Raw genomic sequence first — 24,058 nt, 5'->3', positions numbered from 1 at the left:
ATGAAAACCCCAAATGAGGTGCATGAAAAAGCCAGTTGGGAATACCAACTGGCTTAATAAAAACCGTCAACCTATTTTAGGACTAGACAGTTTTAATTCGAAACGGCTCAGTTAATGCCATTTTATTTGGATCAATCCAACTGCGAGCACTCATTAAATGGCGCGCATTCATAGTTTGCGTATCAAATAGGTAAAAAGTGCCAGGATTACGATCGCTACTAACATGCACAATCGCCTGCTTGCCATCACGGGTTTTACTACTCACAATCACGCTGTCGCCATTAAAAGCTGACACGAGTGCTTTATGCAACTTCGCATCTTCTGAGCTCGGTTTGAGGTACAAATAATTAGGATAATCCTCATCCAAACGCAGGCCATAAACTTCGTTAAGATCTGAACTCATGGCATAAGTGGGGTCGACCATTTCACTGCGATAAAGTTGAGTTTCTTTTTGGGTATTAAGGTCAAAGTGGTAAAGTGCTTTAGGCCCACCATCACTACTTTTTAGCACATAGACACTTTGATTGTCTGGAGCGAACGCAATGGGTTGAAACTCACCTTCAAACTCTTTACCAAATTTAACCCATGGCTCACCTTTAGCTTTTGAGTAATATAATTGGGTGTTAAACGCTTTATCAGTACCAGAGACAAACCGTGGAGTGCCTTGGTGGTCAACTAAAAAGGTACTATCAGCAATGGGCGCTCGCTTAATCCTGCGGCTTTTGCCAGTATAAACATTAAGCTTAGCCACCTCGGGCAATACACTAGTGTCGCGACTGATTGACTTTTGATAAATTAGTACGTGCTTATCATCCCCCTCTAAGTTATCCAACAGAAAACCACCGTGAAGAGACGGCTTTTTACTACGGTAACCAAAAATCATTCGTCTTTTAGAGCCATCAAAGTTCACCGCATACAACTCACCATAGCTCACAGGCTTTTCAAGCGCACCTTTCACCTGCTCCACTTGAATAATCACCCGCTCATCATTCACCCAGTAGTAATCGGCAACCTGATCTTTTTTTTCACCGCCTAAGCTAAAGGTCACTTCAAAGGTTTTAGTGTCTAGAAAAGCCAAGGTTTTGCGACCGTCTGTATTGATTAGTACTGCTAAATGTTTGCCGTCCGGTGAGATTTTGACATTATGAAACTCGCTATGGCGAGAGAAGTCTTCAATAGAAGTAGCATGAGCGGGACTAATTATGTAGCTTATTAGAATCGAAGCCGCCCAAATAGGTACAACAAACAGAGTCAACTTGTTATTTTTATAAGAAACTAACTTATTCAATATATAATTATTCAACCACATACCACCACCTCAAAAACTACAACAAGATAAATTCATCATAATTTTTTTAAAAATGAATAAACAATATAGTAAAACACACCCTAACAGAAGTGTTCAATTGAAGTCGCGTGAGCCGAACCAATTATGTCACTAACCAAGAATGAACTTGCCAGCAATGACGCAACATAATCACTATTTCGATAATTTAAAATTTGAAAAAACGACAGTTGCCTTTATCTTCATTATTAATATGACGAGATTCAAAAGCGCAACACTGAGGAAAAGTACATGAATAGGCATATCATCTCTAACCATTAACGCCCAAGCTGTCATAAGAACAAATAACAATCCATTGCGCCACTCATCGGTAACCAACTCACACTCTTCCCCCTTCCTCAAAACTTTAACTTTTACCCAAAGAAATGGATGAATAATCAAATTATTAGATGACATGCTGTACCTAAGACCATTGAACTTGAGAAAGTTACACATATCCTTAAGGTTTTTATTTTCTGAATTATTCACAAGTCAAAGCCCCTGATTACAAATTAAAAATCAACGCTTATTTTCACATAATAACGTATAGAAAAATAGCAATAAAAATATAAAAAAAGCAATAATACTTAACAACTCCCCACTGTTAATCGCGTTAATTAAAAAGAGAACACATACGGCAAGAATAAAAATAACTCTCATTTTCTGAACCTATCCGCAATAATAAAAACAACTAGTAACAACGCTAAAAAAAATAGACCAGATTTAACTACACTTGAAAGCTCAACTCCACTTGAATAAGCAAAGATCTGCCCAATAAATATACATCCAATGTAAAATGTTAATATATTCCATCTTTTTTTCATAACAATACCCATTTCAAAGTAACAGGGGCTATTTAATAGCCCCTGCTAAGATTTATTCCATCATATATTCAGCAAAGCTCCAAGTTGCGAGTGCCAACCCTGCTCCACTCATTACATGCCCTAATACTGTTGTTGCAGAACCACCAACCCCAATATGCGATGCAAGAGCAAGCCCAGCAGCAATAACAGGAACTGCACCACCATTAACCTGTTCAATTTCATTTTTTGTAAGTTCTTGCATAATATCTTCCTTAATTTAAACTATTTAACGTTATGTTTGCCTAAGCGCTTGAATGGGCATTGAGCCTTATCAAGTGCTTAAGCGACTGACTAAGGGCAGCGTTTCCGGCTAAAGTAGCGCCGCCCTTACTTTTAACCTTTACCACTGCAATGTGATTGCATCTGTGTGGTATCGGCTAAAATCCTTTTCATTGATTGTTTTTATTGCTTCTTGTTTTAGCTCTTTTTATTAATGTTTTTCATTGGATCCGCTCACTCTTAGTGAGCGAGCTATATCACTCCGTTAACTGCTACGATTGCTGCAACTGTTGCATTTGTGCTTGGGTGTAAACTTTACCCTGATGCATCACTAATACTTGCTCGGCTTGCTTAATCGTTTCAGGTCGGTGGGCGATAATCACTCGCGTCATCTCCAGCTGTTTTATCTGCTCGCTGATTTTGGCTTCATTGTTAATATCAAGATGGCTGGTTGCCTCATCCATAAACAGTAAACGGGGTTGCTGGTACAGTGCCCGCGCAAGCAATAAACGCTGCACCTGCCCACCTGAAAATTGGCTACCCATGTCGCCCACTAGCGTGTTATAACCCATGTTCATTTTGCTGATATCGGTTTCAATCGCCGCATGTTGCGCGCATTGCTGCATACGCAGATAGTTTGGCTCTGGGTCAAAAAAAGTGATGTTGTCAGCAATAGAGCCAGATAACAGGGTGTCATCTTGCATCACGGCAGCAATCTGCTGGCGATATTGGGTTAAACCGATTTGGGTAATATCTTGGCCATCAAGTAACACTCGCCCTTGGGTGGGGGATAGTAGCCCAAGCATCAGCTTAACTAAGGTGGTTTTACCGCAGCCCGACTCTCCCACAATAGCAACAGACTCACCGGCTTCGATGGTTAATGACACATTGTCGATAACTTGTTTTTCGCTGTCACCATAGCCAAAACAGACATTCTCCAACCTTAGCTGGCCGATAACATGACTAAGTGACTGGCTGGCATCACGATGCGGCTCTTGTTGATGCAGTGCAATATCGGAGATACGGTCTAAATGTAAACGCAACATCCGAAACAGAATGAGTTGTTCAATTAGACTGGCAACACGCTCGGTAAGTTGATTTTTATAGGCAATAAAAGCCAACACCATCCCTATGGTTATTCCACCGCTCATCACAATGGTCGCGGCAAGGTAGACCACAATGACATTTTCGATACCAAACAGCAGCTTGTTGGCGGCATCGAAGCTAATTTGCAGTTTACCTAAACGAATATCGGCGTTTATCACTTCGCTGTAGCGATTCTGCCAAAGGTTTTGCCTTTGCGGCTCACAGGTAAACAGCTTGATGGTTTGTATGCCACGAACATTTTCTAAGAAATTAGTTTGCTCTTTGGCATTGGCTTGAATGGATTCTTCAGTGGCGCGGTGCAATGGACGATACAAACCAAATCGAATCAACGTATAAATTGTGATAGCAGCCAACACCACCATAGTTAACTGCACGCTATAGAGCAGCATCATCACCAGTACAGCAATCGACATCACGCCATCAACTAAAGTTTCAACTAAGCCAGTGGTCAAGCGCTCACGTACTTGTGCAAGCGAGCCAAAACGAGAAACCACATCGCCAATGTGGCGCTTTTCGAAGTACTGCATGGGCAAGCGCAATAAGTGACGTAATAGGTTCACGCCCATCTGCATGTTTAATAGGCTCGATACCCTAAGCACTAGCCAACTGCGTACGCCCGTGGTCACCACGTTAATTATCGCTAGTAGCACAAAACCAATAGCCAGTACAATCAGTAAAGGCTTGTCTTGACTAATTAACACCTCATCAACCACCCACTGCATGTAGTATGGGCTAATCAGTGCAAAGGCTTGCAACAACACAGATAAGACAAATAAGGTTAGCAGCCCTCGGCCCAAACCGGTCATCTTGCTCCACAGCTGTGACAGGCGCATCTGTTGGCGCTCATCTTGCTGCTTAAAACCTTTAGCAGGCGTTAACTCTAACGCAATTCCGGTATAGTGCTCAGCAAACTCTTTAAACGATAAGTTGCGCTTGCCCAGTGCCGGGTCATTGATGGTCAAACCGCGTTTAGTCACACCGGTTAACACCACAAAATGGTTCATATCCCAATGCAGCACACAGGGCAGTGACAGCTTACCAATATCTTCAATCGGACATTTAAGCGCGCGACTGGCTAAACCAACGTTGTCGGCTAACTCAATGAGTTGCTGCAGGTTCATCCCTTTAAGGTTAGCAGTAAAGCGTTTACGCAGTGCCGCCATATCTAGCTTATGACCGTGAAAACTTGCCACCATCGCCATGCAAGCCAGTCCGCACTCGGCCATTTCAGCCTGAAGAATCAGTGGCACACGCTTTTTGCCGGAAAACTCCAGTAGGCTAACTGCGCTAGTTTGCTGCTCATTACCAGGATGGCTTGATAAGTCAGTCATTAGCCTACCCTCCCTTGCAAGCTGTAAATGGGGTCAAGTAACCAATCCAGTAGGCTGCGCCTGTCGAGTACGATGTCAGCCTCGAGTAACATGCCACTTTTAAGGGGAAATTTATCCCCATAAGCGTTAACCGATTGCGCCGATAAATGGGTGCGAATGCGATAAACCGGTTCTTGTAGAGCGATAGGGACGTTGGCTTCGCCATCAAGTAGCAAGGCTTTATCAATCCGCACGACTTCACTTTGTAAAAAGCCGAAGCGTTGATAGGGAAAAGCATCAAACCTAAGCCTAGCTTCATCACCCTTTTTAACAAAGCCCGCAGAACGTGTTGGTAGCAGCAGTTCAGCAACCAACACCGCCCCTTGTGGAATAATACTAAGCAGAGGTTTGTTTGAGCTAGCTAGCTCCCCTTCAACCACTTGAATCGCAGCAACGGTTCCAGCCTCAGTAGCTTTAATCACATATCGGTGGTTATTTTGTGTTTCATCAATCTGTCTATGTAAATCAGAAATGCGTCTATCAACATCATTTTGCTTTAATTTATATTGGTGCGGTAATAGTTCTAACTCAGCGCTGGCTTTATTCAAGTCACTTTGCAGCTGAACTCGGTTAGCTTGCAGATTTTCTAACTCCTGCCTTACTGCGATAAATTTCTCTTGCTGAGCTTGGTACTCTAATGTAGAGATGAATCCATCGGTAAATAGCGTTTCATGCTGGTTATGCTGCCGCTGTTGTAGCGTGAATTTTTCTTTCAGTAATTGCTCAAGTTGCTCAAGTTGCTCAGTCACAGTAAGTGAACGATGAATATCTTTAATAGCAATGTTGAGTCTGGTTAATTCTTTTTGTTTTAAAGCTTGATTGGTATGTTGCTCTTCAAGTAACAGCGATATTTGTTTTTCCAGTTGATCTATGAGGTTTTCACTTAGCTCTGCACCCGAGACCATGGCGCGGTTTAATACAATGGTCGCTAACGCCTGACCACTTGCGACTATATCCCCTTCTTTTACATATAATGTTTCAATATTACCGCTACGACTGGCATAAGCCTTAATCACGCCTTTATCGGGGACGATATAACCTCGCACGGTTTCTTTGCGGGCATAACTGGAAAAAGATAAGAATAGGGCTATTGCAGTCACAACTGAGAGTAAAATAAATGCAGTTGTATAGATAGACAAAGGTTGCGCTAGCGATATATCACCATGCAATTTATTTTTTTGCGCTTCAACAGCTTGCTTTCTAAACATCCCTGACATTACCACTCCCTAGCGATACGACATTTAAATAACAACATCAACATTCTCGAATTGAAACTATTACCCCCTAGACCCTATTGCGGAAGGCAAAATCAATAAAACATACAACTAACATTCAAGCAGCAACGTAATACACTGAAAAAAACATAAAAAAGAAAAAAGTAGACATAAAAAGTAACAAATACTGCAATAACAAGTAGGAGGAATACTTCATTTAATAGAACAACAGCAAAACAAGTGGAGCACTTACCTTAATAAGGAAGTGCTTACATTGATATCAACCAGTTTAAAATAATAAAAAAATAATTTATAACCAAAAGAAATTAAAAATAGCCACAATAATATGGATAAATATAATTAATGTGAAAACTGATATCGCTATTTTACTCTTTTGTAGCTTTGGCTATACCAGTCATACACATACTCAACCCCTTGCCATTCATAAATGGTGCGGTTGTCACGTTGTATGACTCGAGCATTGGCTGGCAGAGAATGAATGGCATCACTGTACTCAACACTGGTTGTCGTGCGTTGCGGTGGCGAAATGGCTACCGGCGTAGCGGATTCTGGGTCGCGAACTCGGCGTTCATATCGATAAGGGTAGCGCCAACGGTTATTCCAGTAGGGGCGATTCCAATAAGGACGGTTCCAGTAATAACGATGGCTGTTCCAGTAGGGCGATCCGCTACCAACGCCTATTCCCCAGCGCCAGCGATCGCCATAATCCCAGTTGTTCCAGCCCGATCCCAGCCATACATGGCTACCAGCAACGACGCCAGTATATGTACTCACTGCAGGTGAATTGCCCGCAGCTGAGCCCATCGTACTCAGCAGCACACTGCAGCCAAATACGGTCTTGAACAGACATTTGCATAAATACCGCATAGTGACCTCCTGCTGCGCTGAAAAAGCCGATGATAATTGTATTTTAGTATACGCCTTTCAATCTACAGATAACACTGGCAAGGCTATGGCGACTTTGCAGCGCAATAGCTATTAACCCTATGGTGGAAAAATGCTATAGTGCGCGCCATATCACATTATCTAGCAGTGAGTAATTCCACATGAGTTTTAAGGATTTACGCAGTTTTATCGATCACCTTGAAGCCAATGGCGAGCTAAAGAGAATTAGCCATCCTGTTGATCCTAATTTGGAAATGACAGAAATCGCCGACCGTGTTTTGCGCGCGAAAGGACCTGCGCTGCTATTTGAAAACCCAGTCGGTAACGACATGCCGGTGCTTGCCAACCTATTTGGCACCCCGAAACGCGTGGCGATGGCATTAGGCAAAGAAGATCCCTTAGCCTTGCGCGATGTGGGTGAGTTGCTGGCATTTTTGAAAGAGCCAGAGCCACCTCGTGGTTTTAAAGATGCCATTTCTAAAATCCCTATGTTTAAGCAAGCGCTAAACATGCCGCCAAAAACTGTGCGGAATGCACCTTGCCAAGAAATCGTAAAAACAGGTGAAGATGTCGATCTCACTAAGCTACCAATTCAGCATTGTTGGCCTGGCGATGTCGCCCCTCTAGTTACATGGGGATTAACCATTACTAAGGGGCCAAGACAAAAGCGTCAGAATCTGGGTATTTACCGTCAGCAACTGCTGGGCAAAGACAAGCTGATCATGCGTTGGCTAGACCACCGTGGTGGCGCACTGGATTTTAAAGACTTTAAAGAGAAACACCCAGGTGAACGCTACCCCGTTGTCGTGGCGCTCGGCTCAGATCCGGTAACAATTTTAGGTGCGGTCACGCCTGTACCAGATTCAATGAGCGAATATGCTTTTGCCGGATTATTACGTGGTGAACGCACTGATGTGTGTAAAGCCATTAGCTGCGACTTAGAAGTACCGGCTACCAGCGAAATCATTCTAGAAGGCTACATTGACCCGGAAGAAATGGCTGAAGAAGGTCCCTATGGCGACCATACCGGTTACTACAACGAAACTGACTCGTTTCCTGTGTTTACGGTCACCCATATAACCCAGCGAAAAGATGCTATTTACCATAGCACCTATACCGGCCGTCCACCCGATGAGCCAGCGATGTTGGGCGTGGCATTAAACGAAGTGTTTGTGCCAATTTTGCGTAAGCAATACCCAGAAATTATCGACTTTTACCTGCCACCTGAAGGTTGCTCGTATCGTATGGCGGTGATCTCAATTCGCAAGCAATACCCAGGTCATGCCAAACGCGTGATGATGGGAGCTTGGTCATTCCTGAGACAATTCATGTATACCAAATTCATTGTGGTCGTGGATGAAGATGTCAATTGCCGTGACTGGAATGATGTGATTTGGGCAATCACCACACGTATGGATCCTAAGCGCGATACGGTAATGATTGATAACACCCCCATCGACTACTTAGATTTTGCTTCCCCCGTGGCCGGTCTCGGCTCCAAAATGGGTATGGATGCAACCAATAAGTGGCAAGGCGAAACTGACCGTGAATGGGGAACCCCCATTGTCATGGATGAAGCGGTTAAACAAAAAGTAGATGCCATGTGGGATGATTTAGGGATCGATCAAGCCCCTACCCTATAATGATTATATTTGCTGGCTGATAAGGCCAGCGCGCCAATTTAAATAGTATAGAGACAAGTCTCCAAAGAGAGACAAATAAAGGATTAATATGAACACCATTCGCTGTAAAGTAGAACACGTCACCGCATTTAATGATGCCGTCTATCAGGTTTCGCTGACACCTGACACTTTGATCGATTTTAATGCGGGTCAGTACCTTTGCATCGTCATGGGTGAAAAAGATAAGCGTCCATTTTCTATTGCCTCTGCCCCCGGTGCCAAGCAAATTGAATTGCATATTGGAGCCGCAGTAAGCGAGAGCTACCCAATGCAAGTGGTCGAGCGTCTGCAAAACAGCGAATACATTGATATTGAAATGCCTGGTGGCGATGCGCACCTGCGTGAAGCGCATATTCGCCCTCGATTATTAATCGCTGGCGGCACCGGCTTTTCTTATATCAAGAGCATCGTTGAGCAGCAGATTAACTTAGGCCAAAAAGTAGAAACTACCCTGTATTGGGGCTGCCGTACTCAAGACGCCATGTATTACGAAAGCATTGCGCGCCAATGGCATAAGGACCACAACTGGTTGCACTTTGTGCCCGTGGTTGAGCAAGCTGAACAAAACTGGGATGGCAAACAAGCTAACCTGCTTGACCAGATTAAAAGCGATTTTATTAGCCTCAAAGGCTACGACATCTACATCGCTGGCCGTTTTGATATGGTGGGTGCCGCGCGGGAAGTTTTCCGTGAAATAGGCGTTGAAGAAGATCACTTGTTTGGTGATGCTTTCGCATTCATCAAATAATTATGCCCCTTTATCCCTAAATCGATAAAGACTAAAAACCCAGCTTATGCTGGGTTTTTATTGTTATAAGGCAACCTTGTCATACTTGGTCCAAGCTACTAGGTTACCCAGCAGTGGCACCACCCATACCGCAGTTTTATCATCACGATAGATACGGTAGTAAAACATCTCTTCATCGCGAATATTGTGCTTACGTATTTCACGATAAAAGTGCATCGCCGAATCACTCACCACTTCTGGTTTTATCAAATCTTTTTGAGTGACTTTAACGTGGAACACATCAACTTCAAGTTCACCAATTGATTGTTTATACTGTACAAATTGGCCGCGAACTTGATATTTAATCGGTGTTGTTAAGCAGTCTTGATCGGTAATACAAGCCGATGAGTAAAAATTACCCGCTAACGGCTCTTCATAAACTAGCGACACACTCACATCCGCTCTCACCAATAACTCATTAGCTACCGGAAAATACACATCGCCATGGTAATGGTGCTCTACAACATCACTAATATCGGCAAAAGATTCGCTCTTAGGGATCAACAAGCGGTTATACCGAATACGATTTTCCATCACTTGCCGCAGTTCACTAAACTCAATCATGTTCAGTCCTGCTGGGGTTTTATCTATGGCAGCAATATTAATCAGGTTCTCACCAGAGCACGCATCATTACTGCCATCTGGGCAAGTCGCTAATGAATAGTGATTACCATCTGACAGGGCAAAACCACTAAAGCCTTGCATGCCTTTAATAAAATTAAACTCAGGTGCAATATGCTTTTGCCACATAGACTCATGCTTACTGTAGTCACCCTGCTTGGCTAATAGGGTTAACGATTCTTGCTGGCCACCTAAGTTGATATCAACTTGCTCGCTGGCGTCCCAGAGTCCCGCCTGCTGTATTACTTTGTGGTAATCGCTGCTGTACCAAAGCCAAGCAATAATCGCTAATGCCACGACAATACCGCCGATTTTCACCATCAAGGATACGTCGATCAGTGCCTCTTTGATTGATTCAGCGTCATTCACCGCGAGCATTTTTACATGGGATTTGGGTGAGATATGTAATTGATAACCGCGTCGAGCCACGGTTTTCAATTGCACTTCGGTAAACGGTTCGAGCTTCTTTCTCAGGGTGCTGATGCACTGAGTTAACGATGTGGCTGCGACCACCCGATCGGGCCAGCCCGCTGCTAATAGCGCTTCTTTGGCAACAATGGCATCAGGCGTTGCTAACAGATACCCCAATACCGCCGACTCTGAAAACGTTAAGTGAATTTTGCAATCACTTACGCGGTCATGCAGTTGTTGCGCTTCTTGGTCGAACTCCAAGTATGGAGTAACTTTTACCACGCTTCACCTCAATCTTGTTTCACAGCTAAGATAATGAAACTTATCGTTGTTATTAGTTTTATATTATCGCTCCATTACCGTGGAATCTGTGACAACTTACTCAAATTAATCGCGAGTTTAGCTAATCAATTCCCAGAACGTGAACTTGATATAAATTATTCCTAAAAATAATAACAACTATTGATAGATGATGAAAAGCTAATATTTAATCATTAATCAATTAGATAGATTTACGCGCAAAACTTTGGCTCGCCAACATAGCTAAACAAGCAACCCAAGCTATCGACAAGCCGTACAACAGCTCAATGCCCCATGCGGTATCAGCCAGTAAACTCAAACTGCCCATGGGCGAATCCACAGCCAGTAAATTAATCGCCCGATAGATATCCGTTGGATTAAGTGCCATCAACACATTGACCAGTGCTTGCGAACTACTGCCTAAATCTGCCACCAGCAATGCCAGTAGCAACAAGTCATACACCAGCACCAACAAAAACCATAGCGACAACAAGGTCCCCACCGCTTTGGCTTTTTCGCTGACGTGTAAACTCACTAAATAACTGATCAAAATAAAGGTCACCGCCAGCAAACTACTACTGACTATGAACTGAAAAAAAGCGCTTATCACCGCGGCTGAGCTAGCCTCACTCCACAGCAGCATAGCGACGGCACTACAACCAAAAGCGAGGCTGATCGCTGCCAACATGATGCCACTATGGGCAACTAGCTTACCGATGAAGATTTGCTGCTTGGTGAGCGGATAGCTCAACAGCAGCAACATCGTGCCCGCCTCTTCTTCACCTATGTAAGCATCATAACTCAATAGTATGGCAGCTAAAGGAATGATAAATACCGTCATCGTTGACAAGCTGGTGATCAAACTTGGTAAGTTCGGCAGCGCCAACTCTGCTGATATTGCACTACCTGCAAAAGTCACACTGAAAGACAGCAACATAAAGATAAAGGTGATCACACTCACCCAGCGATTGCGCAAACTGTCTTTGAGCTCTTTATTGGCAATAATCCACACCGGATTTGGGGCAACCCTTAATGTTTGGCTATTCATATTAAGCTCCGACCAATACGGTTTGGTTGACGGGTTGGAAAACAATACCTTGCTCATCATTTTGCTGCATCGGTGCCATCAACTCCTGATAAAGCGCAGATAAGCCAGGCTTTTCAATCTCAAAATCGAAAATATGGCACTGGGTTGTCAAATACTCTACCAATGACTCAGTCTCAGCCACAGGACAACGCAGCGCACCATTATGATAGAAAGCGGCCAAATGGTTATAGCGTGTCACACGACGAATCATGTCATCAAAACGTATCGTCACCGGCAGCTGGCTTTGCTTAACTAAGCTATCCATGGGCCCCGTGGCCAAATTACGCCCTTGTCCCATTACCATCGCCACATCAAGCTGAGGTTCAATCAGGTTGAGCTCATGGGTTGAGACCATGACTGCGCAACCTAATTGAGTTAGTGATTGTATTTTTTGATATAGAAATTCTGACGCCTGCGGGTCGAGTCCAACCGTGGGTTCATCAAGTAACAACAGTTGCGGCTCAGCCAAAATGGCTTGTGCGATACCAAGACGTTGCTTCATGCCTTTTGAGTAGCCTTTCAGCGGTTTATGTTGTGCATATTGCAAGCCAAACTCTTCAATTAATCGGTTGACCCGAACCTGACCGACCCCTTTTAAGGCGGCAAAGTAGCTCAGCAGTTCATGGCCGGTTAGTTTGTCATAAAAGCTAATGTTCTCTGGCAGGTAACCAATATTCATGGGCTTGCGATTGTGCGCTGATAATCGTTGCCCCAACACAGTAACTTGGCCATGACTGGGGTCAATCAATCCTAAAATCACTTTTAACAACGTGGATTTGCCCGCACCATTGTGGCCCAGCAATGCCAGCAGCTGTCCAGGCTGCAGCGCACAATCTACTTCTGTTAAGGCAGCGAAATCGCCAAACTGATGACTCACTGCTTGTAGCGATACCGCTAAGTCTTCTATATGCATTACTCTTCTCTCCCCAGATGGGCAATTTGCGGCACCAGCGCAGGGGCTAATATAGGATAGCTATCAGTGACCCCTTTTGGGGCCGCTTGCTGAACTTGGTTATCTAGCCATTTCAATAATTTAACTACGGGACTATCCATCAAAAATCGCGCTTCAGGATAGAGCCAAAATAGCCGGTCTAAACTGTCATTGGGCAAGTGCAGGCTTTCACCTATTCCATTGCCGGTTAAATCCCAGCCTTGGTAATCACTCCAATAATTACCTCGACCTTGGTGACTCCACTCAACGCAAACATCACCGATGTACTTCACTTGGATCTGGTTATCAATAAACTGATTTTCATAAATAACATTCGACTCGCCACCCATTGCCATCGATAAACCCACTTGATTATTACCAATCGTATTGGCATTAATGAGGTTGCCGCGGGCCCCATAGATAAAAATGCCTTTACCCTCATCGAGCAGTTCACCACTGGCGTTTGGATCATAGGTATCGACAATGACGTTATTGGCAATGGTGGCATCATTAGTCAGATTAAGCAGTACGCCAAACTCGCGTGCCCCCCGGACAAAGTTGTCCGTTAATTTAATGCCGTAAGCATTCATCAGTGCGTAACCCCCATCAACATCAACCGCATGGTTGGCTTTGGCTGAATCGGCTTTGGTATACATATAGTGAATGCCATATTGCTGGTCACTGAACCGGTTGTGATTAACCTGACTGTCGATACCTGACTCTAAATACACCCCATCACGTACCCAGCTAATCTGGTTGTGTTCCACTCGAGCCTGATTAACGCGCAATAGGTGGATACCATCACCTCTATCGAGCGTGTATAGCTGGCGCTCCCCGATAATTTGGTTATGACTAAGCAGTGGCTGCTCAATATCGACGGCGAAAATACCAAAACCTGGGCCATATAATTGGCAATTTTTTACCTGCACTTGATCGGCCCCTTTCGCCAAATGCACTGCCGCATCCTGTTGATATAAATCCCGTCCCCAATTGCGAATGGTTAACCCATTAATGATGACATTGGGGCTGCTGACCCGCAGTGCGCTACCTTGGCCTTGAGCATCAATAACCGCCTGTTTATCAGCGCTCAAACTGACTGCCTGGGTGATCTCAAACTGGCCAATATATTGCCCAGCATTAAGGTGTATATTGTCACCCACCTCAGCGTGTTGCAGTGCCTGACGTAACTGCTCGCTATTATCGACCCGCTTAGTGCTCGCATATGCCGGCTGCAGCGTTAACCACAAGCTAATTGCAAGCCAGCACCACAATGTAGCGGGCAGTATTCGCTGAGGTCGCGCCCAAGGCCACATGATTATTCACCCAGTAACGTAAGATCGATTTGATCGTAGCGAAGCACTGCGCCGCCATACTGCTGTGCAAATTTCTGTGCGGCTGCTTCACTAGAAAACGGGGCTACCGCGCTACCCATCACCGCTTGGCGGCTAGTGCCATACACATACCAAGCCTGAGTCGCATCAATAAAGTGGCTGTCTTGAGGATTATCCCAATCTGTCACCGCCATATCATGGACTAGCAAGTGGCTGATTTGACGCTGATTTTCTGGTTGCAATGCAAAAGTAAACATATCTCGGGTTGAACAGAACTTTGGTGTTAGCTCACCGCTTTTAAGTACGAGCTCCCCTTTAGGTCCGGGGTATTTTTTGATCATCATGCCGCACATATGGCAGCGGTCGTGCTCACCAATACCTGCCACGTGATGCTGGTGTTCATTGGATTCTGGCGCTCCACAACCTATCAAGGACATGCCTAAAAGCGCGCTTAGTAGTAATTTTTTTATCATCATTGCCACAACTCGACTTGCACTTCAGCTAGCCATCCGCGGCTAGCTGAAGCTTAACTTGAAGATTAAATCGCGAAGTTTTGCCCCGCATATAGGATAAACATACGTAAGCACATCATGCCGCTTACTGCACATAATCCCGATAGGTAAAACGCCTGCGCCGAATGACTAAAACGCTTACCCGTCGCGAAGTTAAGTAGTACAGGTCCCATAAAGCCTACCCCCACTACCCCGAGCCAAAATACCATTGCCCAGCTACCGCTATGGAAAGCCTCAAACGCGGTTTGCGCCCCCGCATTCCCGGTCATTAATGACATGATGATCATGAACAGGAATAGCGCTTCAGCAAACATGATTGGCCATTCTGCACCATGCAGAATTTTCATGTCTTGGCTATGCAGATCTTCTTTGAACATGCCCACTGCCAACATTTTTGCTGCCGCAGCGCCTGCCGACAAACCCGATGCCACAAACAGGGCGGGCAATACCGCAGTATTGATCAGCGGGAAGCGGATCAATGCCGAGATCAAGAAGCCAGTATAAGCACACACAGACAGTGCTAGCAGCAGTACCGCGACTTCACAAGGACGACGAATGCCGCGTAGTTTGTCGATAATCGGTAACAGCGGCCGCAAGATAGCAATGCGCTTAATCTCTTCTTCCAGTGCGAACATCGCAATGAGCGCCACAAGTGGAATGTAGGCGGTTAAGGCTATCACCCCGATTGACATAACAGAGTTGAGGTTGTAGTAAACCAATATTCGCCAGAAAAACAGCGGGTTGGTCAAATCCAACACCAAACACAACATGCCTAAAGAGATGGTGATAAACGACACTAACGCCGATGCTTTTAAAAACGCAGTATTAGTGACCTGCTTTTTATAAAAGCGAATGAACAGTGCCACCGACAATGCCCCGCCAGAGATACCAGCAAAGAACAAGTACACCGCAATGGGCCAGGGCCAAGCAATACCGTCAGACAGCCCCATGGTGAATTCTAATGTTCCATCCATTTTTACACCCCCTGCTTAACAATTGGTATGTAACGCAAGCTAGGCTCAGTACCAAAGTGAGACTTAATCCGCACTGAATCTTTCACTGCCAGCAATCGACTAATATAAGAATTAGGATCGTTGACATCACCAAAGATCAGGGCGTCATAGCGACAACCTTGTACACAAGCGGGTAACTCGCCTTTAGCCAGCTTACTGTTAAGGCAGAAATCACAGTTATCAGCCACGTCAGTATCTTTATTGATGTAGCGCGCATCATAAGGACAAGCGGCGATACAGTATTTGCATCCAGCACATTTATCGGCATTCATGGTAACAATGCCTGTAGCCGGATCTCGATGAGCGGCGCCGGTGGGGCACACCGTGACACATGGTGCATTCTTGCACTGCTGGCAAGAAACCCGCACATACTTGCGTTCACAGTCACACTCGGTTTTGCCGCAATGTGAACATTTCTGCCCTTCGACACCACCAGACTGCTGCTCCATCATTAAACGAGATTTACCTTCAGGCAGATTGTTTGCTTTATTGCAGGCCTCTTTACATTCACCACAACCGACGCATTTATTTTGATCAAATACCATCGCATAATGTGGCCTATTGCTATTCGAGTCCTCCTCTTTGACTGAGCTGCAACCCAAAGGCGCCAGTATCAAAGAGCCGGCCCCTAAGCATTTAAGGAACCTCCGTCTCTCTATATTTTCACTCACAGCATCCTCCATTGGTCAGCGTTTCGCTAACCCAATTTATACTTATACGTTTTAGTGACTCTTTACTCAGATGCAGTCACGGCACGATTAGTCAGTTTTTGCTCAGCTTTCAAAATCGCACTGTTTATTGATGCTCGGTTAATGCTTGGGTTCTCGCTGCTCAATAGCGTCTGCCAATGATCGATTGCCTGCTGATAATCCTTATTCAGGTAGGCATGGGTCGACAAAAGCAGTAGCGATTGAACTTCGAAAGGGTCTACGGCCAAGGCTTGGGAAATCGTTATCGATACATCCAAACTCATATCTCGACCGTCACGGTAGTAGAGTGCGTTTGCCTTCATGCCAAGTAACTCAGCGTCTTGGCCCTCTACTGCCAATAATTGGTTTAATGTGTCAACTGATTCGGCGTACATACCGCCCTCAGCATAGGCATGGGCAAGATTCAGTAATGCAATCTTGTTGTAAGGTTGCTCACTTACAGCACGCGCATTTTTATTAATGTCAGCAGCTATCAAATAATCGATATTTTCATCGATAAATCCCCTATCCCAGTCGGCAAATCGGCCAATCTGGCTATAGGTCAATAAGGTCGCCAACAGTAGAGCAACAGACAGTATTAATGGCACCTTCGCACCTGATGCTTTCGATTCAGATGATGCAGGGGTTGCCTTAGTGTTCAGGGCTTGGCCTTGGCACTGAGTACGGAGATGAAGTACCCAAAACGGCGTGATGAAGGCGGTCATGATGACGGCGATACCCAAAATAAGACTGTTCATATACTCTCTCTACTGTTGGCGTAAAAACTAGTGGCCAGTACCCATCATGCCACCCATCCCCATGCCTGAAAGCCCCATACCATGAGAGTTTTCACCGGGAGACTCGACTTTCATCAACTCCACATCAAAGACCAAAGTTGAGTTAGGCGGAATCACACCAACCTGACGTTCGCCGTAGGCCAGCTCTGTGGGAATACTCAAGCGATAGATAGAACCTTCAGGCATAAGTTGAATGCCTTCCTGCCAGCCTTCAATCACTGTCATCAGTGCAAAGCGGTTGGGTTCGTCTCGGTCACGAGAGTTATCAAATACTGTGCCGTCAATGAGCTCGCCTTTGTAGTGAACGGTGACCACATCAGATGCAAGCGGAATACGGCCATCACCTTGCTTGATCACTTCATATTGCAAACCCGATGCGGTTTCGGTTGCCCCAGATTGGCTTTTGTTATCGGCAAGGTAAGCTTGGCCAGCGGCTAAACTTTGCGCTGATTGCTCAGCGAGCTGCTGCTCACGAATATTATTGAGTAGTTCTGCACGCGCATTTAAGTGGGTGAGGATCTGTTCGTCCGACATTTTGGTTTCATTTTTAAGTGCATCAATCACCCCATCAATGACGGTTTGCACTTGAACATCAACGCCAAGCTCAGTTTGATCATAAATCTTACTGGAGATGTACTTACCAACCGATGCGCCTAAAGCATATGATTCATCTTTTATCTCTGATTCTGATTGCGCGGCTTGGGCCATAAAAGCGCAACTACATAACAGGGCAATGGTGGTCTTACGCATTACTAGCTTGCTGATTTTCATATCGATGTCTCTCTTTAATTAACGATTGCTCTTAACGGTAAACAACTGATCAATTTTATTATTATGGTCTTTCTGTTGGTCGGCCTGACAAGCGCCAACCATAGATGCCGTCATGCATCTGCCGTACGTTGGTGTATCCCAATTTCATGACTTCTCTCGCGGCAATTTCACTGGCATTACAAAGCCGATTAGCACAGTAAAACACCATCACTTTGTCTTTCTCTTTTGGCAGTAGGTCCTGCCAGTTATCAACATTGATAAAGGTGGCGCCAGGGATAAAACCTTCTGCCCACAACTCCAATGTATTCACATCAAAAAACAACACATCCTTTTGACCCAACAGTGACTCGGCCTCGGCCATAGAGATCGTGTGCAGCTGGATTTCGTGATAAGTCGCGGGCCCCATAGGTTCGCCGCTACCTGCAAAAACATTGGGAATCCCTGCCACAAACATTAGGCTGAACATGATGCTGCTAAGCTTGGTTTTCATTTCATTCTCCAGTTAGAACCTAATGACCCCGACACCTTAATCATCACAGCTAAGATGCCGAGGCAGGGTGACTAAGCCCTAGTTAGCTTTGGCTGAGTAGCCGCTGTTATCTAGGATGTTTTGTGCTTGAGTGACGTAAGTCAGTGCCGCATCAAGACGTTTCTGGCTGTAGCGGAAACCATGCACACCCCAAGAACCATCAGCCCTAATCAAGTCGACCGCTTCTTGCGCTTTTTCAGCAAGCATCAATACTTGAGTTTTGTCTTCGGTTGATAGCTTGGTCACTTCAAGAAGTTGGTCAATGCGGACTAAGGCTTGTTCAACTTCAGTGAACACTTCCTTAATCGGTTTTTGCCACTTCATGACTTCACCGTAGATTTCCATTTGATCTTTGTAGTGCAGACCGGTTTCTAGCTCAGATTGGAACTGGCTATGACAACCTTTGTTTTCCACTACGTCATGGTCAGAAATTGCAGTACGAGCACATGACCACATCAAATCTAGGTAAGAGCGACCTTCTTCGTTCTTCGCCACTGTCCAGCCTTTACCGCCTGCTGGGCCTTGAATACGTGGCTCACCTTCTGGTGGATTAAGCGTTTTCAAAGTTGGGTCAACTTCAATCTTCCACATGTGTGACTTACGGACAGCATCGAAACCAGCTTGGTCAGGGAACTGCATCGCTTTGAAGTTCTCACAGCTACCCATGTTAGGCATGTGACAGCTTTGGCAAGTTTGGTTGCTATGGGTGTCAGTGTTGCTCGCAATTAAGGTTTGCGCAGCGTGACAATCTGTACAGTCTTTTTTCAACTTAGGCTTAGTGAATCCAGACATCCAATCGCCATCAGTGACTTCGTGCGGATCATGACAAGTGGTACAACGCATGCCTTTTTCATAGTGCACTGAGTTGTACATTTGCGACCCTTCAGTACCACATGATGGGCAAAGTGACTTCATCTTCACACCAAACGCATATTCACGTTTTTCTTGTGCTTGTGGAGTATCGGCCAACGTATCGTCATACTGGAAGCGTTGGTGACAACGTTCACAGTTAGATTGCATACCACCGGTACCACCATCTAAGTGACCACCAGCGCCATGACACTCTTCACACGCAATACCTTTAGAGATGGTATGTTCTTGTAACTTTTTAGGGTCACCCAGTGCGTCGAAGTACTCTTGCTTGCTTTGGAAATCAAACTTGAAGGTATGGCACACTTCGCAGTATGAACTCGCAGGTTGGAACAACATCTCTTCACGGTATTTCGCACCATAAGAGCTCATACCTTGTTGGTGTGAACCTGAGGCACCAAAATCTGCGATAGTGAGTGGGAACTCAGGAATCACATCGTTAATTTTTTTAGACATTTCAGGGGTGAGCCATTCAGCCCAACCACGAGAGAACTGGTTAGCACCCGCGACCATTTTACCGGTACCGTCGCGCAACAACCCACCTTCAATATGATAAGTACCTCGTACTAACCAGGCATCAATGAAGCCATACTTAGTCCGTGGCGTACCCACGGTGGCATAAATCACATCAGGCGTAATACCATCTGGCAAAATAGAGGTATCTTTGGTGTTGTACATGGTTTTTTCTAGGTCGTTATCAACCTCAGGGTGATCGCCAGGGAAACGAATCGTTTTAGCATGGCGTGAGCGTTGCCATTTCTCGTACTGGGTAGCATGACACTCAGCACACTTTTCTGGACCAACGAAGTTGTTGGGATAATCAAGAATAGATTTCGCACCTAAACGGTACTGTACGGCGCGTGGTGCGCCCACTCTTTCACTGTACTTGGGGCTGTGGCCGGTATCTAAATATTCTTCACCGCGGTCACTAATATGGTAATCACCCACTAAGTTACCCGACTGCTGATATTTAAACATCGGATGGTTTTCAAATAGGAAATCAAATAACTCGGCTTCTTGAACAACATAGCCCTGTAAGGTTTTAACACCATTAACTTGTTCCATGCCTTGATAGTTAGCAATTGCTTCTTTAGCAGTTTTACCCATTTCAGGCACACTGTTGTATTTACCGCCAGCAGCATTCACGTTAGCAATGGCACCGAAGCAAAATAGCACACCTAAGGCTACCTTGTGTTTCCATCGTCTCATCATACACTCCTAAATATTTATAATTTATATTTTGTTACCAGCTAACAGTGGTTATTCCGTTGCACACTATCTTCTGGATTTTGTTCAAACTAACCGTTCATCTAACGACTTAAACAACTGAGCAAGTACAGTATTCTTCACAATAGAACCGCAAAAAACATGACCTAGCGCACACTCAGAATTCATTTAAATATAAAAGAAAATAAAAACATAAAAACATAGCAAAAACAGACAGATAAAAAACACAAGATAGGATAAGTCAGTTGTAAAAACGCGTAATTTACATCTAAAAATAACTGAATACCGGCTTTTAGTTGTAAAAAATTAACGCATGAAAACAGCTAGATTATTTACTTGATAAAGCTCACAGAAAACCCAGACGATGCCATTTAGTGTTCAGGTATAAATATAAATAAGCAGTAACTCATCAATAATCAGCAATCGACGAATTGCGATATTGATTTAAAGAGCATAAGAATGGTGGCCCATCATGATGGCAGAGATTGGTTTAATACTTATAATTATTGCCGCGGTAATTGCTATAATTACATCGTTATCACCGCTGGCAATTAAATATCACTTAATACCACTAGATACTCGGATAACGAATCACTATATAGATACCTTAGTTAAACTTTGCTTTGTCGCATTAATATTAGCTATCGCAATTTTAGGTTATCTATTTATCATTGATGATTTTTCGGTTGCTTATATAGCAAACAGCTCCAATACCCAATTACCCTTGGTATTTAAAGTCGCGGCGGTATGGGGAGGACACGAAGGTTCAATGCTATTTTGGATCACGGCTATTGCCGCTTGGAGTCTATGGATTCGCCCTAAAAACGGACTTAGCAGCGAGTTTGACAACCATGTTAGTGCAGTGATGGCGATGGTGTTGTGTGGCTTTTTACTGTTTCTGCTATTCACCTCCAACCCCTTTGCACGCTTGTTGCCTGAAATTCCTGTCGAAGGGCGTGACCTCAATCCCATCTTGCAAGATATTGGCTTAATATTGCACCCACCTTTGCTATTTCTAGGTTACGTGGGCTTAACCGCTTGCTTTGCGGGTGCCATGGCGGCGCTACTGGGACCTAAAACAGCGATTCAACAGCACTGTAAACGCATTCGACCTTGGGCAATACTGGCATGGATTTTCCTAACTGGTGGTAATGCATTCGGTTCTTGGTGGGCATACAATGAGCTTGGTTGGGGCGGTTGGTGGTTTTGGGATCCAGTCGAAAACGCTTCCTTTATTCCATGGCTTGTTGCCACCGCACTGGTGCACTCATTGATCCTCAGTGAAAAACGTAACAGCTTCCACGCCAGCAACATTATGCTGTGCATAGTGGCCTTCAACCTCTGTTTACTGGGCACTTTCTTAGTCCGATCTGGCGTAGTCCAGTCAGTTCATGCTTTTGCCGCTGACCCGACTCGGGGCAGCGCTATCTTAATATTGCTACTCATCTCTGCCTGCGCCAGCTTCACGCTGTTTGCCCTACGTGCACCGCGCCTCATATCTCGACCTAATTTTGAGCAAGTGAGCAAAGAAACCTTACTGTTTATTGGCAATCTCTTATTGGTGGTCGCGGCACTGTCAGTATTGCTCGGTACCTGCTACCCGCTAATTTACCAAGTGGTTTCTGGCCACAGTATTTCTGTTGGGGCACCTTACTTTAATAGCTTGTTTATTCCCATAGTATGGCTACTGAGTCTACTTATGGGCGCTGCACCATTATTACGATGGCAACATGATAAACAACCACCCTATCGCCAACTGATGCTGCTTGCCATGGCCGTCACACTCTTGAGTCTATCTGCTAGCTACATGGTCACACAGGGCTTCGATTTCTGGCTGTTTTGCGGTGTATTCTCGGTGTGCTGGATTGTCAGTTGCCTACTATTAACCATTGCCCGCGCCTTAACACAAACCACCAGCCTATCGGTTAGCCGACTGTGTCAGCCACCGCGTAGAAAACGATTCTATAGTATGTGCCTCGCACACTTAGGGGTGGCTGTCGCAATATTAGGCGCTACTGTCGTGTCTAATTTTGAGCAAGAAGAGCTACTTAGAATGGGACCAGGCCAAGGTAAACAGCTGGCTGGCTACACCTTCGTGTACGAGCAAACTGAACAGGTCGATGCCCGCAGTTATTCAGCCATTCAGGCCAATATTAGTCTGAGAGACAGCCAAGATCGCATCATCAGTTATATCTATCCACAAAGGCAGACCTTTAAAACTAACGGCATGGAGTTATCAGCCGCTGGAATAAAACGCAGCCTATTTGCCGATATGTATGTGTCTATGGGGGTGCCACTCAGTGAGACTGAATACTTGATACGCCTTAGCTATAAGCCGTTAGTCAGTTGGATTTGGCTCGGGGCGCTGATCATGATGCTGGCCGGATTTACCGCTATTTCGGCCGGTCGTATTAAAGCAAGACAAACTCAAACACACGGCGCTAACAAGCCATCAGTTCCCGCGGAGGCTAGCTAAATGGGCAAACTTCACTTCGTGATGCTACTCGCTACGCTAATGTTACTGCCGTTAGCGACCCAAGCTGTCGAACCGCGCAACTACTACAGCGAAGCCGAAATTAAAACGCTCGGCTTTGATATTGCTAAGTCTTTACGTTGCCCGATGGCCACTAACCAAACTTTATTTGATTCGCAAAACCAGATAGCCAACGAACTTAAAGCCGAAATATTTATCCAATTGGAACAAGGTCGCAGCAAACAGCAAATTATTGATTTTATGGTGGCTCGCTATGGCGAGAAAATTCGCTATATGCCCAGTTTATCTGCGGGTACTGCGCCACTTTATCTGATCCCGATTTCGTTAGTTTTGTTGGTGATCATCGCCGCACTATTCAGCCGACGTCTATGGCGCCAATCAGCCCCCAAGCAGGAGCAAACAGATGCGTAAATTATCCCTAACTCTTAGCGCCATTATGCTTGTTTGTGTGAGCAGTCTGGCTATTGCCTCAATGCCCAGTGACAAAGTTTACGCCACGGGCGAGTCATTACCTAAGCCCATGATCATGTCGCGATTTATTGAAATGCAGTACGCACGTTCTATGGCTGAAATTGAGTTAACAGCCTTAACCGGGCAAACCATTAACCTGCAGCAACACAAGGGTAAGTTAGTGCTTATTAACCTGTGGGCGACCTGGTGTGGTCCTTGTATCAAGGAGATACCTATGATGGAGGGGATAAGACAAACCAATAAAGACAATGATTTGGTGGTCATCCCTGTGTCTATTGACGAGTCAGCAGCTGACATCATGCCGTTTTTGCAGCAACACGGCTTAGCTGATTATCAAACATATCATCGCGATCAATACTCATTAGATAATGTCTTACCTGCGAACGTAGTGCCAGCCACCTTTGTACTCGACGGTGATGGCAACCTTATCGGCTTTTTACGCGGTTACTTAGATTGGGGCGACAAAGAGGTGCAACCTTACCTTGAAGCCTTAACCGCAAAATACGCCCAGCGAGAGGAATTTTTGCAATAA

General features: G+C 45.0%; 22 protein-coding genes. 5 read left to right on the top strand and 17 right to left on the bottom strand.

Annotation, left to right across the window (positions count from 1 at the left end):
* Positions 1-82: 82 nt before the first annotated feature.
* The 6 genes from L865_RS23935 to L865_RS0114745 form a co-directional block, all read right to left on the bottom strand.
* Entirely contained in the window at positions 83-1,309 is a 1,227-nt protein-coding gene (locus L865_RS23935) for a hypothetical protein (RefSeq protein ID WP_051484634.1), read from the bottom strand.
* A gap of 171 nt (positions 1,310-1,480) precedes the next feature.
* Positions 1,481-1,813 carry a hypothetical protein gene (locus L865_RS0114765; RefSeq protein WP_028773938.1) on the bottom strand — a complete coding sequence of 111 codons (333 nt, stop codon included), beginning with the start codon at positions 1,811-1,813 and terminating at the stop codon, positions 1,481-1,483.
* Between the two features lie 387 nt (positions 1,814-2,200).
* Complete coding sequence (locus tag L865_RS0114760; protein WP_028773937.1) at positions 2,201-2,389, bottom strand: class IIb bacteriocin, lactobin A/cerein 7B family; 189 nt, start codon at positions 2,387-2,389, stop codon at positions 2,201-2,203.
* A 289-nt stretch (positions 2,390-2,678) separates the two neighbouring features.
* Positions 2,679-4,844: a peptidase domain-containing ABC transporter gene (locus L865_RS0114755; protein ID WP_028773936.1), complete on the bottom strand. Its 2,166-nt coding sequence runs from the start codon at positions 4,842-4,844 to the stop codon at positions 2,679-2,681.
* Positions 4,844-6,100, bottom strand: coding sequence for an HlyD family secretion protein (locus L865_RS0114750; RefSeq protein WP_028773935.1), 1,257 nt, complete (start codon positions 6,098-6,100; stop codon positions 4,844-4,846). Before L865_RS0114750 ends, L865_RS0114755 begins: the two co-directional genes overlap by 1 nt.
* Positions 6,101-6,478: 378 nt before the next feature.
* Positions 6,479-6,985, bottom strand: a complete 507-nt coding sequence (locus L865_RS0114745; RefSeq protein WP_028773934.1) for a hypothetical protein — start codon at positions 6,983-6,985, stop codon at positions 6,479-6,481.
* A 179-nt stretch (positions 6,986-7,164) separates the two neighbouring features.
* Between L865_RS0114745 and ubiD the strand changes: the two genes are divergently transcribed.
* Together ubiD and fre are read left to right on the top strand one after the other, a co-directional pair.
* Positions 7,165-8,646, top strand: a complete 1,482-nt coding sequence (ubiD, locus tag L865_RS0114740; protein WP_028773933.1) for a 4-hydroxy-3-polyprenylbenzoate decarboxylase — start codon at positions 7,165-7,167, stop codon at positions 8,644-8,646.
* Between the two features lie 88 nt (positions 8,647-8,734).
* The gene (gene fre, locus L865_RS0114735) at positions 8,735-9,433 is read left to right on the top strand and encodes an NAD(P)H-flavin reductase (RefSeq protein ID WP_028773932.1); all 699 of its coding nucleotides are present in this window, start codon (positions 8,735-8,737) and stop codon (positions 9,431-9,433) included.
* 63 nt (positions 9,434-9,496) lie between these two features.
* On the opposite strand, the gene L865_RS0114730 is transcribed toward fre, so the two are convergent.
* The 11 genes from L865_RS0114730 to L865_RS0114680 all read right to left on the bottom strand — a co-directional run bounded on the left by L865_RS0114730 (position 9,497) and on the right by L865_RS0114680 (position 20,543).
* Complete coding sequence (locus L865_RS0114730) at positions 9,497-10,786, bottom strand: winged helix-turn-helix domain-containing protein (protein ID WP_028773931.1); 1,290 nt, start codon at positions 10,784-10,786, stop codon at positions 9,497-9,499.
* 220 nt (positions 10,787-11,006) lie between these two features.
* A complete protein-coding gene (locus L865_RS0114725) occupies positions 11,007-11,852 on the bottom strand; it encodes an ABC transporter permease (RefSeq protein WP_028773930.1) in 846 nt (281 codons plus the stop codon).
* A 1-nt stretch (position 11,853) separates the two neighbouring features.
* On the bottom strand, positions 11,854-12,804 hold the full coding sequence (locus L865_RS23930) for an ABC transporter ATP-binding protein (RefSeq protein ID WP_051484633.1): 951 nt from the start codon (positions 12,802-12,804) through the stop codon (positions 11,854-11,856).
* Positions 12,804-14,135 (bottom strand): nitrous oxide reductase family maturation protein NosD, encoded by a 1,332-nt coding sequence (gene nosD / locus L865_RS0114715; protein WP_084632551.1) that lies wholly within the window; start codon positions 14,133-14,135, stop codon positions 12,804-12,806. The genes L865_RS23930 and nosD overlap by 1 nt, the downstream gene beginning before the upstream one ends.
* 2 nt (positions 14,136-14,137) lie before the next feature.
* Entirely contained in the window at positions 14,138-14,623 is a 486-nt protein-coding gene (locus tag L865_RS0114710) for a nitrous oxide reductase accessory protein NosL (protein ID WP_028773928.1), read from the bottom strand.
* A 68-nt stretch (positions 14,624-14,691) separates the two neighbouring features.
* A complete protein-coding gene (nrfD, locus tag L865_RS0114705) occupies positions 14,692-15,639 on the bottom strand; it encodes an NrfD/PsrC family molybdoenzyme membrane anchor subunit (RefSeq protein WP_028773927.1) in 948 nt (315 codons plus the stop codon).
* A gap of 2 nt (positions 15,640-15,641) precedes the next feature.
* Positions 15,642-16,349, bottom strand: coding sequence for a 4Fe-4S dicluster domain-containing protein (locus L865_RS0114700; protein WP_028773926.1), 708 nt, complete (start codon positions 16,347-16,349; stop codon positions 15,642-15,644).
* A 62-nt stretch (positions 16,350-16,411) separates the two neighbouring features.
* Complete coding sequence (locus L865_RS0114695; protein WP_028773925.1) at positions 16,412-17,125, bottom strand: tetratricopeptide repeat protein; 714 nt, start codon at positions 17,123-17,125, stop codon at positions 16,412-16,414.
* Positions 17,126-17,152: 27 nt separating this feature from the next.
* Complete coding sequence (gene bamJ, locus L865_RS0114690) at positions 17,153-17,935, bottom strand: BamJ family beta-barrel-assembly machinery protein (RefSeq protein ID WP_028773924.1); 783 nt, start codon at positions 17,933-17,935, stop codon at positions 17,153-17,155.
* A gap of 61 nt (positions 17,936-17,996) precedes the next feature.
* Positions 17,997-18,425, bottom strand: a complete 429-nt coding sequence (locus L865_RS0114685; RefSeq protein WP_028773923.1) for a rhodanese-like domain-containing protein — start codon at positions 18,423-18,425, stop codon at positions 17,997-17,999.
* A 78-nt stretch (positions 18,426-18,503) separates the two neighbouring features.
* On the bottom strand, positions 18,504-20,543 hold the full coding sequence (locus L865_RS0114680) for a cytochrome c3 family protein (protein WP_028773922.1): 2,040 nt from the start codon (positions 20,541-20,543) through the stop codon (positions 18,504-18,506).
* 490 nt (positions 20,544-21,033) lie between these two features.
* Between L865_RS0114680 and L865_RS23925 the strand changes: the two genes are divergently transcribed.
* The 3 genes from L865_RS23925 to L865_RS0114665 are packed head-to-tail and all read left to right on the top strand — an operon-like array spanning position 21,034 to position 24,058.
* The gene (locus L865_RS23925; RefSeq protein WP_051484632.1) at positions 21,034-23,037 is read left to right on the top strand and encodes a heme lyase CcmF/NrfE family subunit; all 2,004 of its coding nucleotides are present in this window, start codon (positions 21,034-21,036) and stop codon (positions 23,035-23,037) included.
* Positions 23,038-23,466, top strand: coding sequence for a cytochrome c-type biogenesis protein (locus L865_RS23920; protein ID WP_051484631.1), 429 nt, complete (start codon positions 23,038-23,040; stop codon positions 23,464-23,466).
* Entirely contained in the window at positions 23,459-24,058 is a 600-nt protein-coding gene (locus tag L865_RS0114665) for a TlpA family protein disulfide reductase (protein WP_028773921.1), read from the top strand. The genes L865_RS23920 and L865_RS0114665 overlap by 8 nt, the downstream gene beginning before the upstream one ends.

It is taken from the genome of Shewanella waksmanii ATCC BAA-643 (genome assembly GCF_000518805.1).
Lineage (GTDB): Bacteria > Pseudomonadota > Gammaproteobacteria > Enterobacterales > Shewanellaceae > Shewanella > Shewanella waksmanii.
Note: the sequence above shows the minus strand (reverse complement) of the source record. Positions and strands in the feature narration are given on the sequence as shown.

Coding starts and splice junctions, on each gene's coding strand:
- L865_RS0114695 (WP_028773925.1), bottom strand. CDS start 17,125: ATGAACAGTCTTATTTTGGGTATCGCCGTCATCATGACCGCCTTCATC.
- ubiD (WP_028773933.1), top strand. CDS start 7,165: ATGAGTTTTAAGGATTTACGCAGTTTTATCGATCACCTTGAAGCCAAT.
- L865_RS0114680 (WP_028773922.1), bottom strand. CDS start 20,543: ATGAGACGATGGAAACACAAGGTAGCCTTAGGTGTGCTATTTTGCTTC.
- L865_RS0114760 (WP_028773937.1), bottom strand. CDS start 2,389: ATGCAAGAACTTACAAAAAATGAAATTGAACAGGTTAATGGTGGTGCA.
- L865_RS23920 (WP_051484631.1), top strand. CDS start 23,038: ATGGGCAAACTTCACTTCGTGATGCTACTCGCTACGCTAATGTTACTG.
- L865_RS0114745 (WP_028773934.1), bottom strand. CDS start 6,985: ATGCGGTATTTATGCAAATGTCTGTTCAAGACCGTATTTGGCTGCAGT.
- L865_RS23925 (WP_051484632.1), top strand. CDS start 21,034: ATGATGGCAGAGATTGGTTTAATACTTATAATTATTGCCGCGGTAATT.
- nrfD (WP_028773927.1), bottom strand. CDS start 15,639: ATGGATGGAACATTAGAATTCACCATGGGGCTGTCTGACGGTATTGCT.
- L865_RS0114665 (WP_028773921.1), top strand. CDS start 23,459: ATGCGTAAATTATCCCTAACTCTTAGCGCCATTATGCTTGTTTGTGTG.
- bamJ (WP_028773924.1), bottom strand. CDS start 17,935: ATGAAAATCAGCAAGCTAGTAATGCGTAAGACCACCATTGCCCTGTTA.
- L865_RS0114685 (WP_028773923.1), bottom strand. CDS start 18,425: ATGAAAACCAAGCTTAGCAGCATCATGTTCAGCCTAATGTTTGTGGCA.
- fre (WP_028773932.1), top strand. CDS start 8,735: ATGAACACCATTCGCTGTAAAGTAGAACACGTCACCGCATTTAATGAT.
- nosD (WP_084632551.1), bottom strand. CDS start 14,135: ATGTGGCCTTGGGCGCGACCTCAGCGAATACTGCCCGCTACATTGTGG.
- L865_RS0114755 (WP_028773936.1), bottom strand. CDS start 4,844: ATGACTGACTTATCAAGCCATCCTGGTAATGAGCAGCAAACTAGCGCA.
- L865_RS23935 (WP_051484634.1), bottom strand. CDS start 1,309: ATGTGGTTGAATAATTATATATTGAATAAGTTAGTTTCTTATAAAAAT.
- L865_RS0114725 (WP_028773930.1), bottom strand. CDS start 11,852: ATGAATAGCCAAACATTAAGGGTTGCCCCAAATCCGGTGTGGATTATT.
- L865_RS0114750 (WP_028773935.1), bottom strand. CDS start 6,100: ATGTCAGGGATGTTTAGAAAGCAAGCTGTTGAAGCGCAAAAAAATAAA.
- L865_RS23930 (WP_051484633.1), bottom strand. CDS start 12,804: ATGCATATAGAAGACTTAGCGGTATCGCTACAAGCAGTGAGTCATCAG.